Source organism: Bradyrhizobium sp. Arg237L, from assembly GCF_029990105.1.
Taxonomy (GTDB): Bacteria; Pseudomonadota; Alphaproteobacteria; order Rhizobiales; family Xanthobacteraceae; genus Bradyrhizobium.
In genome coordinates, this window is sequence record NZ_JAQMIL010000004.1 from 83,362 (window position 1) to 96,774 (window position 13,413).

3 protein-coding genes are annotated in these 13,413 nt (G+C 63.0%); 2 read left to right on the forward strand and 1 reads right to left on the reverse strand.

The genetic code is table 11. The annotated features are described in order from the left end of the window. Window positions 1-101: 101 nt before the first annotated feature. Window positions 102-11,258, forward strand: a complete 11,157-nt coding sequence (locus OZ411_RS03520; RefSeq protein ID WP_282526824.1) for a filamentous haemagglutinin family protein — start codon at window positions 102-104, stop codon at window positions 11,256-11,258. Window positions 11,259-11,486: 228 nt separating this feature from the next. Here OZ411_RS03520 and OZ411_RS03525 read toward each other — a convergent pair whose 3' ends face one another. Then, window positions 11,487-12,260, reverse strand: a complete 774-nt coding sequence (locus OZ411_RS03525) for an IclR family transcriptional regulator (protein WP_282526825.1) — start codon at window positions 12,258-12,260, stop codon at window positions 11,487-11,489. A 169-nt stretch (window positions 12,261-12,429) separates the two neighbouring features. Between OZ411_RS03525 and OZ411_RS03530 the strand changes: the two genes are divergently transcribed. After that, entirely contained in the window at window positions 12,430-13,395 is a 966-nt protein-coding gene (locus OZ411_RS03530) for a tripartite tricarboxylate transporter substrate binding protein (protein ID WP_282526826.1), read from the forward strand. Window positions 13,396-13,413 lie beyond the last annotated feature (18 nt).

The following is a 13,413-nucleotide window of genomic DNA, read 5'->3' on the forward strand; positions in this document are numbered from 1 at the left end:
GGGGTCACTCAGTCTCCCTCAATGAGAGCCAATTTTGCCGAGGCGGCAGCGTCATCGCGCTGCTGCGTCGGTCGTCCATTGTCGGCTGAAGGAACCGCCCGATGTCCGCCCTAGCAGTTTCCTCCATCAACACAATGCGTTGCAGGGCTCGTTACGCCGCCCTTCTCGCCGGGGTGAGTATTGCGGCCCTTGTACTGTCCAGCCCGCATGCGGCAGCTCGTCCCCTTGGTGGTTCGGCGCCGACCCCATCTGCGGCGGCAATCGCCGCGGCACAATCGGCGGCACAGGAAGCAGCACAAGCGGCGCAGTCCGCCGGCAATTCGCTGAACCGCGCGGCGCTGGCGATCCAGGCACAGCAGGCCGTTCAGCAGGCGGCGCGAGACGCGGCAAGGGCGGCGCTGCAGGCGACGCCGGATAGCGTGCCGAACGGTCTGCGGCCGGGCGGTTTGCGGATTGGGGCTGGCGTCGTCGGCCCCGACGGCAGCGTAAACCGGAACCTCTGGAGAGGCGCTGACCTTCCGACCGAGTTTACCAATGGCGATCGCGTCAACGTCAACATCAAGCAACGCGAGCAAAGGGCGATCCTGAGCTGGGATAGCTTCAACGTGGGCGGCCGGACGGATCTACGCTTCGACCAGCAGGGCAATCGCGACTGGGTTGCGCTGAACCGCGTCCTCAGTGCGGATGCGCGGCCGAGCCAGATCCTCGGCAGCATCAAGGCCGACGGCTCGGTCTATGTCATCAACCAAAATGGAATCATCTTCGGTGGCGGCTCGCAGGTGAATGTCGGCGCGCTGATCGCCTCGACCGCTCACATCACCGACACTCAGTTTCTGAACAGCGGCATCTATTCGACGAAGCCGTCGGACAGCAGCCCCTATCAGCCGAGCTTCATTAATGCCGGCGGCTTGATCAAGGTGGAAGCTGGGGCGCAGATCAAGACCCATGCGCCGCAAAAGGCGGAGCAGGGCGGAGGTCTTGTGCTCTTCTTGGGCACGGAGGTCGACAACGCGGGATCGATCTCGACGCCAAAGGGGCAAACGCAGTTCGCTGCCGGCGATAACTTCATCCTCAGGCCTGGTTACGGCACCGATGCGAACCAGTCTTCGACCACGAACGGCAATGAGATCGTGCCGCTCCTCAATTCGTCGAGCGCTAGCGGGCTGGTGAGGAACTCCGGGGTCGTTTTCAGCCAGCAGGGCGATATCACGCTTGCGGGGCACACCATCGAGCAGAATGGCCTCCTGATGTCAACCACCTCGGTCGACACGCGCGGTACGATCCATCTTCTGAACTCGGTGTCAGATACGAAAGGCGGCGTTACCCTCGGTGCTGGTAGCGTGACGACAATCCTGCCGGAGCTGACAAGCGATGCCACCGCGCTGAACGGCAAGCGTGATGCCCTGATCACGGCCTCGGGTGACATCAAGCACCGTCCGATCGCGAACGCGCAGTTCGACAACCTCTCCACCATGGATGACCGGCTCGACCAGTCGCGTGTGGAAATCGTCACCGGCGGCAGTGTTGTGTTCAAGGGCGGTTCGATCACCCAGGCGCAAGGCGGGCAGATCGTGGTGGAGGCGCCAAAGGCGCGCATCTTCGCCGAAAGCAACGCCGTGCTCGATGTGTCCGGCACGCGCGGCGTCCTGCTGCCGATGTCTACCAACAACATCGAAGTCAACATCCAGGGTAATGAGCTGCGCGACTCGCCGGTGAATCGCGAAGGCAGCAGCGTGAAGAACGCCGATGTCTGGATCGATCTGCGCGATCTCGTTCTGGTGCCGGGCGGGACCGGCGGCTATGAGAGCGACCGCTACTACACGCCAGGCGGGTTGTTGGAGGTTTCCGGATATCTCGGCAACGTCACGCACAAGATCGGCGAGTGGACGGCCGTCGGCGGCACCATCACGCTCTCCGCCAAGGAGGTCGTCGCGCAACAGCACGCGATCTTCGACATCTCCGGCGGCTCGGTTACCTACGAAGGCGGCTATATCACGACCACGAATTTCCTCGGCGCCGACGGCCGCACGTACAACATCAACAATGCGCGCGGAGATATGCAGTTCTTGGGTCTGGGTGAGGGCTTCATCCGCGATCACGAGCATTGGAACGTTAAGGAGGTATGGGCCAGCCCGTTCGGAAAGGGCCGCACGAGCCGCCGCTGGGAGGACGGTTACACGGTTGGCCGCGATGCCGGCCATCTGGTGTTGTCGACGCCGACCTCGATCTTCGAAGGCGACATCCTCGCCGGCGTGGTCACGGGCGAGCGGCAAACCGGCAAGCGACCGTCCGGAGCGAGTGACGGCTACAAGCTCGGCCAGAACGTGGTCGCGCAGGCCGGTTCGCTCGAACTTGGCAAATATACGCCGGCGGAAGGTCGCGACGCCTACGTCACCAAGGTGATCCTCGGCCAGATCTTGCCGAGCGCGAACATGGTCAAGCCTGGCGATAGCCTGCCGTCAGATCGCGCCAACACCGCCTGGTTCGATGCTGCGCATTTGAATGCGCAGGGATTGGGCGGCCTGGAGATCAGGACGCGCGATAGCATCACCGTCGATGCGCCGCTCACGTTGGCGGACGGCGGCGCGCTGTCCTCCATCGCGCCGGTCATCGACTTCAAGGCCGATGTCACCGTGCATGGGGGCAGCATCAGCACGGGCAACGTGCTGCAGCGGACGAACACGGCGCTGACACTGGATGGCCTCGCCGCCGTCACCTTGCATGCGGGCGTCACCCTCGATGTCAGCGGACAGTGGAGCAACGGTCTCCTGGATCGGACAGCGCCGCGGCTCGCGTCTATCGATGGCGGATCTGTCTCGCTGCAATCGTCGCAAAGCGTCATCATGGAATCCGGCAGCGTGATCGACGTGTCGTCGGGCGCTGCGATCCTCACCGACGGAAAAACCAAGGGCGGCAAGGGCGGCAATGTCACCGTCCAGGCCAACGCCAATGCAAATTCGACGACCACGGGCGTGGGCAAGTTGGTGCTCGATGGCGAGTTCCGCGGCTATGGAGTGGAAGGCGGCGGCAGGCTCAGCGTCGGGGGAGCAGCCGTGCTTATCGCCAATAATGACGCCGCGCTTGAAGCCGGGCAGATTCTCCTGAAGCCCGACTTTTTCAAGAAGGGCTTCTCGCAGTACGAAATCAAGGGAACCATCACCAACAGCGGCGGTGTGACGGTCGCAGACGGCACCGTGCTTGATGTGGAGATGCCGGTCTACCGCTTCACCGACGCGGCTTACGCCACGTCCACCGGCGCCGATCCCGCTGCTGCGCTGGAAATCTGGACGCCGCCGCTTTATCTCGAAAACATCAGGACAGCGAGCTTCGCCCAGCGCAAAGGGGCAAGCCTCGCATTTTCCGATGTGGGGTACGTATCCGTCGGGACGGGTTCGCTCATCGAGGTCGATCCCGGCCAGTCCATTGCCATTTCGGCGCTCGGGCAGGTCACGATTGATGGACGGCTCAATGCCTGGGGTGGTGCAATCAGCCTCAATAGCGGCGTAAGCGAAAACGTGGGTATTGTTTTTGTGCCGGGACGCTCGATCTGGATCGGCGATAACGCGGTGCTCGACGTCGCCGCGCGCGCGGTCACCGGGGTTGATGGTCGCGGCCGCCCGTTTGCGCAAGTTCCGAATGGCGGCTCGATCAAGATCGGCATCGAGACGCTAACGCCGAACCGCGATGGCGAGCTGGACACGATCAGCGGAGCCCTGGTGATCATACGTCCAGGCGCGGTCCTCGATGTCTCGGGCACCAGTGCGACAATCGATCTTGCGTCGGGCGGCAATCCGCTATTGCGCTCCGATGTCGGGACATTGCCCAGCAGCGGCGGGTCGATCATGCTCGCCTCGACCACGGGCCTTATGCTCGATGGCGAGATGCGCGCCGCATCAGGTGGTGCGGGGGCCACCGGTGGCAGCCTCGACGTGATCCTCGAAACAACGAGTTATTTGAAGACAGATATTCAAGCGATCAAGCAGCCACGCATCTTCACCGTGACGCAGGCGCGCCAGTACTCAGGCTTGCGGGCCGATCTCAAGCCAGGCGAACAGGATGCGTCGCTTGGCTACGCACGCGCGCGGCTGAGCGTCGAGCAGGTCGCAGCCGGAGGCTTCGACAATCTCTCGCTCTGGAGTTCCGACGTCATACAGTTCGAGGGCGATGTCTCGCTGCAGATGGGCCAGAGGCTCGCCTTGCAGCGCGGCGTCATCGCTGTGGCGGATACGACGCCGGAGGCGCGGATCTCTCTTGCGGCGCCCGTGGTGTCCATGGGTTTGGGCGTCGGCTCCGTGCCCAGTTCAGGAAGTGACGCGAGGGCAGGAATTATCAATCCCCGTCTTTTCGCTCTCGCGCCAACGCAGAGATATGCCGGCCGGCTGACGGTGGAAGCAGACCTGATCGATATCGGCGCCGTCCAGTTTGGCGCATCCGGCACTTATGACTTCGCGATCGATTCCAGCGGTCCATTACCTGCGATGGTGTCGGCCTCGCTCGACGTCGCAGGTTTTGCGGACGTTCATCTCTTCAGCCGTGGCGATGTCCGTTTCCGCGGCGGCTCATTCACCAGCGCGGGTAATCTGACTTTCACGGCGGCGCAGCTCTATCCCGTCACCGGCGCGACCGCGATGATCATGGCAGGTGCTGTCTGGGACGGATCTTATGCCAGATCGCGGCCAGACAGCGTTCTCGCCATCGACAGCAACGGCACGTCTGCGCAGATGCCATCGTCCGTGTTTGGCAAGCTGCAACTTGTTGGCGGCGTCATCGACCAGGGCGGCGTTCTTCGCGCACCACTCGGCACCATCCAAATGGGTGACCCGTATAGAGGTAGCGGCCGCGTGATCCTGCGGGATGGCAGCGTCACCTCGGTCAGCGCGGCGGGCCTTGTCATTCCCTACGGCGGCACCGTTGATGGCGTCAAATACATCTATAATGGCACTGAATTGACGCTCCCCGACCTGATGACTCTCAACGCCATGGGCCGGATCGAGATCACATCGGACAAGTTTGAGGCAGCGCCCGGTGCGGTGCTTGATCTTACCGGTGGTGGCGAACTGGCCGGCGCGGGCTTCATGGCTGGCCGCGGCGGCTCGGTCGATGTCCTCAAGACGCCGCTCTTGAGCGCCAATCCCGCCTTCAGTTACAGCGCGGCGGGCAACAAGGTCTATGCCATCATACCCGGTTACGCCCCGGGTTATGCGCCCGTCGTCCAGGAAAAGGGAGCAGGCGATCCGGCCATCGGCCAGCAGATCACCATTCCGTCGGGCATTCCCGGACTTCCGGCCGGCACTTACACCTTGCTGCCTTCAACCTATGCACTCATGCCCGGCGCCTACCGCGTCGAGATCGGCGGCGGTCTGCCACGCGACAACGGCGCGGCCCCGCTTGGCAATGGCTCCTATGTTGCAAGTGCCCATCTCGGTGTCGCGAATACGGCGATCCGCTCCGTCCTGCCGAACCAGGTCATAGTCACGCCCGAAAAGACGGTGCGCACGCATTCCCAGTACAATGCGGCGAGCTACAGCACCTTCGCACTGGAGACCGCGGCCCGCTTCGGCACCACGCGGGCGCGCCTGCCCATCGATGGCAAGCAACTCGTGCTCTCCTTCGAGGAGGCCGGCGATGTGCTCGACTTCAAGGGCACCGCCCGGTTCGCGCCGGGCGAAGGCGGCTATGCCGGCACCCTGCTGGTCCAGAGCATCAAGCCACTGGAAATCAAGGCATCTGGCGCCGCGGCCACTGCGGGCATGGCGGCGCTCGATGCGGAGGACCTTTCGCGCTTCAACGCCGGAACTCTGCTCGTCGGAGCGGAGTATTGGGCGAACCGGGGCTTTATCACTCTTCAACAAAACAGTTTCGGCAGCAGCGATGCGATCACGGTGCGGTCTGGCGCCGAGCTTGAGGCGGGCCAGATCCTCCTGGCTGGCAATGCGGTCTCGGTCGAAGATGGAGCTGTCCTCGACACGACCCGCAGCGCCTTTGTGGTGCCCGACTCGACACTTGGTTACGTCTTTGCGAACGGCAACTCCCCAGACAACGTGCCATTCGGTTCTGTGCTTGTGGTCGCGAACGGATGGTTCAATCTGTTGCCGGCGGTGGTTCCGAGGAATGCGCGGCCGAGCACATTGACGGTGGCAGACGGTGCCATCCTGCGCACGCGCGGGACCATCGGATTTATCGCCTCCGATCGACTCTCGCTTGGACAAGCGCAGCTCAACACACGCTATCTCGCATTGAGTCTGCCGGCCGTTAACGTGGGAACGGAAGCTTCGCTTGCCGCCGCAGAAGCGGCGGGTGTGCTCGGTACCGGCTGGAATCTGACGCAGACAACGTTGGACCGCCTGCTCAATCCTGCCACGACGAACCTTGCGGCGCTCGAGCGGCTGTCGATATCGGTGCGTGATGCGATCAAGTTCTATGGCGATGTCGCACTCGATGCGCGCAGTCGGGCCGGCGATTCCGTGGAGACCATGGTCGTACTCAATACGCCGGCGATCTACGGTTGGGGCGATAGTACATCCGCCATCCTCGCCGCCGACACGCTGATCTGGAACGGTGTCGCAAGCGGCGATGGGTCAGTGCAGAATCCTTTTGCCAGCCTGAAGCCGCCGGCCGTACAGCCGAACGGCGCCGGCACCGGATCCGGCCGGCTTACCTTCCAGGCGCGCGAAATCCACTTCGGCTATGATCCGCTGGCGCGCAGCCAGAGCAGCGCCGAGCTTGAGCGGCTGGCGCTCGGCTTCTCGAGCGTGGACCTCGTCGCCAGCGAGAAGATTACCGCCAATAATCGCGGCAGCGTGTCGGTCTATCACACCGGCACGGATGCGGCGTCCTATAGCGGCGGCAACCTCATTATTTCGACATCGCTCTTCACCGCCGACAGCGGCGCCATGATCGACATCCGCGCCGGCGGCTCGATCACGGTCAATGCCGGGGGCAAGACCATCGATCCGTCGGCGCGCAGCGATCTCGGCGGCGAGATACGCCTGCAGGGTACTGCCATCGCGCTCGACACGACGGTCGCTGTGCCGAGCGGGCGCCTGGTCATGGCAGCGCAGGACGACATCGTGCTCGGCAACGGCGCGCTCATCGATCTCGCCGGCCGCGCGATCTCCTTTTACGAGGTGACGAAATACAGTTGGGGCGGGACCCTGGAGATCGAAAGCCGCGCTGGCAGCATCATCCAGGCTGCGGGCTCTGTCATCGATGTGTCGGCCAGCAACAACGACGCGGGGGCGATCAAGGCGTCTGCAGTCGGCGGCACGGCAACATTCGGCGGCACATTGCGCGGTGGGAGCAGCGGCGGCTCGAGCGCGGGCAGCTTCTCGCTTGCTGCGAACACCATCGCCGATTTTGCAAGCCTCAATACCAAGCTCAACGCGAGCAGCTTCTTGGGCACACGCAGCTTCACTGCCAAGAGCGGTGATCTTGTCATCGGCGACGAGGTGAAGGCGCGCATCGTCGATATTTCGGCCGATGGCGGCAGCCTGATCGTGAACGGCAGGATCGATGCGAGCGGCAACAAGGTCGGCACCATCCGCCTTTCTGCACGCGATAATCTCACGCTGACATCGAATGCCGTTCTCGACGCGCATGGCAGCGTGCTGCAAACCGACAGCTACGGCGCGGCGATCGAAGCCTCCAATCGCGGCTCGATCGAGCTGACAGCAAAGAACGGCGCCGTCACGTTGGCGGGTGGCTCGACGATCGACATGCGTTCGGCCGATGGCGTGTCTCGCGGCAGGCTCGAGATCAACGCGCCGCGTGTGGGCGGGGACGGTATCGCGATCAACGCGGCAAGCCATATCAACATTCTCGGCGCAGCCAGCATCGCCGTGAATGGTTTCCGCAACTACACGCCCTTGGATGGCATCATCAATCAGGCGTTTCTCGATGGCATCCATGCTGACAACGCGGCGTTCATCGACGCGGCAAGCGTGAATGGCGCGTTGCAGGCGCAGCTTGCCGGGCTGAAAGGCTATGGTTCCGCGTTCCATCTGCGTCCTGGCGTCGAGATCACAAGTGAAGGCGATCTTGTGACGAGTGGCGATCTCGATCTCTCGGACTATCGCTACGGCGCCGCGGCGGACGCCAACATTCGCGGTTCAGGTGAGCCCGGCGTCCTCGTCGTGCGGGCTGGCGGCAATTTTACGGTCAACGGCAGCATCAATGACGGCTTCGCGCCGCCGCCGCCCACGCCAGACGATTACAACTGGGCAGACGGCCGCGAGGGACGAATGTGGGCCGTATCGGAGATGCTTGCGCCAGGGTCCCTGTCCTGGTCCATGCGTTTCGTTTCGGGGGCCGATCTCGCCGCGAGCGACACACGGGCGGTCAAGCCTATCCGTTCGCTCGGCCAGGGCGGCGACCTTGTCCTCGATGATCGGCATAGTGCCGGGGATTGGATCCTGGAAGCGATGAGTGTGGTGCGTACCGGCACCGGCTATCTCGATCTCATCGCCGGCGGCGATTACCGGCATGCCTCTCTCTTTGGTGTCTACACCGCCGGCACGGCTCTACCTGAAACTCAAAACCATACTGGCCTATGGCTCACCGCAGGGGGCGGCGACGTGCGCGTTGAGGCCGGCGGCACCATGGCCGGCTACAACTATATGTCCGACCTGAACACGAACCAGAGTCGCATCAATGAATGGCTGCGCTGGCAAGATGGCGCGTGGGGCATCAATTTCGGCGCCTACGTTCCGGATTCCTGGGGGCTGAATCAAGTCGTGGGCTTTTCCGGCATCGGCGCGCTGGGTGGCGGCAATGTGAACGTGATCGCAGGTGGCGACGCCGGCGTCATGACGCCGCAGATTTTGGAAATTAGCCCGATCAACACGCTGTTCGAAACCAGGGCCTCCGCCTTGGTGGTCGCGATCGGCGGCGGCGGCTACCTCGATGCCAATGGTGTGCTGAGACAAACGGGCGGCGGCGATCTCGTGATGAATATCGGCGGCCGCCTAAATACGGCGCCGCTCTACTATGCGAACAACCCGGGCGGAGGCACGCTCGTCAATGTCCGGGGCGACGTGTCGGTCACCGCCTCCGCTATCGGTCTCGTGAGCGAAATGAGCTACGGCATTCCGCTGGGCTATACCGATCCGCGGCCGATCGACCCCATGCGTCCCTATAACTACTACGCCGATAGCGGTCTGTACCTGGCGCTGGGCGACAGTCGCGCCACGATCAATACGCGCGGCGACCTCGTCATCCTGTACGCCACCGATCCAGGCCTACCTGATCCGGCTGCTTCTCGTGGTCTTCTGCCGTCCACTGGTGGACCTGGCTTCTCGCTGTGGAGCAACCGCACTGCCGTGGACCTGTTCTCGGCGGGAGGATCGGTCGCGCCCATCACATCCAACGACTCAAGGGGCCCGCAGGACTACTACAGCTATTACACCGGGCGCCCGTATCCACCGGCTCTCGGCGTCGTGGCCGCCGGTGGTGATGTGCTGGTGTTTGGCCAGGCAAATCTGACGCCTTTGCCGAACGCGCGGCTTGATCTGTTGGCGCGCGATTCGATCTTTTACGGCTACAATCCCAGCTACCCAGAGGGCAATTATCTCGCCATCTTGGGAGACGGCGCGGATCAAAATCCGATGCGTTTCTATGCGGTGCACGGGGATATCACCAATTTCCACGTCGGATATATTCAACCGCCTACATTCGAAGTGCCGGCGACCCTCTACATCGGCGGGCCGGTGTGGATGCGTGCCGGGCGTGACATCATCGCTGCCGGTGGGGTCGACGATCCCAATAGCGATTGGCGTGACGAGGCCGGGGGCGGCGGGCTGATCATCCACAGCCGTGACGATGATATCTCGGTCATCCAGGCCGGCCGCGACATCATCTACGCGAATTTGCAGGTGTCAGGTCCTGGTGTGCTCGCGCTCACCGCGGGCCGCCACATCTATCAGGCGGATCAAGGCAGGTTGCAAAGCATCGCCCCTGCCGTGCCTGGTGATACGCGGCCCGGCGCCTCGATCGTGCTGCAGGCTGGCGTGGGCAGCAGCGGCCCGGACTATGCCGCGCTGATGCGCTATCTCGATCCGGCCAATCTTGCGATGTCAGGCACGCCGCTCGCCGAGCAGCAGGGCAAAGTCGCCAAGACCTATGAGAACGAACTTGTTGCGTGGCTGAAAGAGCAGCGCGGCTTTGCCGGCAGGGATGAGGACGCGCTGAGCTATTTCCAGACCTTGCCGCGCGATTTGCAGGCGGTGTTCCTGCGCACGGTCTTCTATAACGAACTGCGCCAGGGCGGCATCGAATACAACGATACGGAAAGTCCGCGTCATGGCAGCTATCTGCGCGGTCGCCAGTCGATCGCGACGCTTTTCCCTGACAGGGACGCGAATGGCAACCCGATCCGCTATCAGGGTGATATCACGCTGTTCGGCGGCTCGGGCGTCACGACCGAATTCGGCGGCGACATCCAGTTGCTTGCACCGGGCGGCAAAGTGGTGTTGGGCGTAGAAGGCGAGGTTCCCCCGAGCACGGCGGGGCTGGTCACGCAAGGCAAGGGCAATATCGAAATCTACAGCAAGGGCTCGATCCTGCTTGGTCTCTCGCGCATCATGACCACCTTGGGCGGCGACATTCTCGGCTGGTCGGCGGAGGGCGACATCAACGCCGGCAACGGCTCGAAGACGACCGTGATCTACACGCCGACGCGACGCCGCTATGATCCCTATGGCCATGTAGTGTTGAGTCCGACTGTGCCCTCGACCGGCGCAGGCATTGCCGCCATCGCCTCGGTGCCGGACATTCCGCCCGCCCGTGTCGACCTGATCGCGCCATTGGGCACGATCGACGTGGGCGAAGCCGGGATCCGTTCCTCCGGAAAGGTCAACGTTGCCGCTTTGCAAGTCGTCAATGCGGCGAATATCCAGGCGCAGGGCGGTGTCAGCGGCGTGCCGACCGTCCAGGCGCCGAATATTGGCGGCTTGACGCAAGCCTCGAACCTCGCCGGTGCGGCCCAACAGACCACCATGCCGACCCAGAACACCCCTTCCGGTCAGGCGTCGATCATCATCGTCGAGTTTCTCGGCTTTGGTGGCGGATCGGGTGAGGAAGAGCGTCCGGCTGAGCCAAAAAACAACAACCGGCAAAGCCGCTTGAACTATGACTCCGACAGCACAGTCCGCGTCCTCGGCAATGGCCCCATCAGCGCGGAGCAGACCAGCCTTCTGACGGACGACGAGAAAAAACTCGTCGCCGAAGGGGAGCAACGGAGGAGGCCGGATCTGGCAAACTGAGCAGACATGCAAGGACAGTCGCGCCCAGAGGATACAGTCCCGCGCCCGCATCTCGTGCTTCAGCGCGTGGATCATCCCTGCGAAGGACATAGCGATCGCATCAAAGCGAAGCCTCGAGTCGGATACTAGAGCATTTTCGGTTCTGATTGAATCAGAACCGAAGCTCTAGATTCTTGTTTTGACGCGTTTTCTTCACGCGAACCGGTATCCACTTCGCTCGAAAACGCTCTAAGGGAGAGACTCAATTTTCTTCTCGATCGCGAGAGCAGCCTCTAGCAAAATCTCGGCGACCTCTTGCTCTCGGCGCGGTCCGAGTCTGGTGCGAACGGCTGATACGGTGATCGCTGCGGCCGGCCGGCGATCGGGGGTCTTGATCCAGGTGGACAGCGATTTCGTTCCCTGCACCAGACCGGCCTCGCGCAGATTATAGCCTCTGCGCTTGGCCAAGGCGATTTGTGAAAGCACCGTCGCCACGCTGGTGCGATAACCGGCAAACCGCACTTCATTGGCAGTCACGATCTTGCGTGCGTCGGGCGTCGGCATCGCGGCAAGAATCGCAACACCTGCACTGCTGACGCCGAGCGGACGTCTGGCGCCGACTTCGATCGACAACACCTGGATCGGATAGGAGCCGATCCTGCGATCGATGCACAGCGTATCATTGCCGGTACGTACCGTCAGGAACAACGTGTCGCCGACCCGCTGCGAGGTTCGCGCCAGGATATTGTCCGCCGCGGCAAGCAGCGGCGAACGCGAGGGGCGCGCCAGCGCCAATTCCGGCACCTGTCCGCCGATCGCATAGCGGCCGGTCTTCTCGTGCCGTTCGACGATGCCTTCCTCGATCAGCACGTGAACGATCCGGTGCACCGTCGGCCGCGTCAGCCCGGTCGCCTGCACCACTTCGGTAAGCGGTACTCCGGTCTCCCTGCCAGCGGCGAGGATGCGCAAGACCATCAACGCGCGCCGGATCGCCTGGGCACCTTGCCTCGGTTCCGTGGTCACGGTTTGCTGTCCATAATGTGGACAGAATTGGCGCAAAGCCGTCGACAAGTAAAGCCCGCTCGCCGAATGATCTCGCATCTCATCGAGGCGTCGCCCAGACGACCCCGATCGGACACTCAACAAGAACAGGGTGGAGACCTCATCCGCCGCGGCTTTGGGAGGATGTCACATGAGGTTTCTCGCGGTTGCGGTCGCGGCCATCGCGGTGATGGTCATTGGACCGGTCGCAGCCCAGACATGGCCGGAGCGCAATGTCCGCTTGATCGTGCCATATCCCGCCGGCGGCAATGTCGACAGCGCTGCCCGCATCGTGGCTGACAAGCTGCAGCAACGGCTCGGGCAGGCCTTCATCGTGGAGAACAAGTCCGGCGCCGGTGGCCTGATCGCGGGCGAGGCGTTCGCGAAATCGGCGAAGGATGGCTACACGCTGTTCATCGGCGCCAACGGCCCGGTGCTGTTCGCTCCCGAGATCAATAAGCGCGAGGCCTATGTCTGGAAACGGGATTTCCTCCCGATCACGACCATCTCGATGACGCCCTTGGTGCTCGAGGTTCATCCATCCGTTCAGGCAAAGACGTTGAAGGAGTTTCTTGACCTGGCGCGCCGCGAGCCGGGCAAACTCACGATGGCCTCGCCGGGGGCGGGGACGACCAATCATTTGCTCAGCGAACTGGCGCAATCGGAACTCGGCCTGCAATGGGTCACAGTGCATTACCGCGGCAATGCGCCGGCGACCAATGATCTCATCGGTGGGCAGGTGCAGTTCGCGTTCGACCAGGTTTCCGTCGCGCTGCCCTTCGTCAAGAGCGGCGCGGTTCGTGTGCTTGCAGTCACCAGCGGACATCGCTTGGCCTCGATGCCCGACGTGCCGACCTTCGCCGAGCTCGGCTACAAGGATTTCGACGCGCAGACCTTCACCGGCCTGTTCGCGCCGGCCGGTACGCCGGATGCGATCGTGACGAAGCTGCACGACACCATGGCGGAGATCCTGAAGGATCCCGCGGTCGTCGAGAAATTCGACAAGCTCGGCGCCGAGGCCGTCACAATGTCACCTGCGGAGTTCACGGCCTATCTGACGCGCGAAGACGCCAAATGGATTCCCATCGTGCGCAAGGCGAACATCCGGGCCGATTGAGGCCGGTGCGCAGGCCAG

Coding starts and splice junctions, on each gene's coding strand:
- OZ411_RS03520 (WP_282526824.1), top strand. CDS start 102: ATGTCCGCCCTAGCAGTTTCCTCCATCAACACAATGCGTTGCAGGGCT.
- OZ411_RS03530 (WP_282526826.1), top strand. CDS start 12,430: ATGAGGTTTCTCGCGGTTGCGGTCGCGGCCATCGCGGTGATGGTCATT.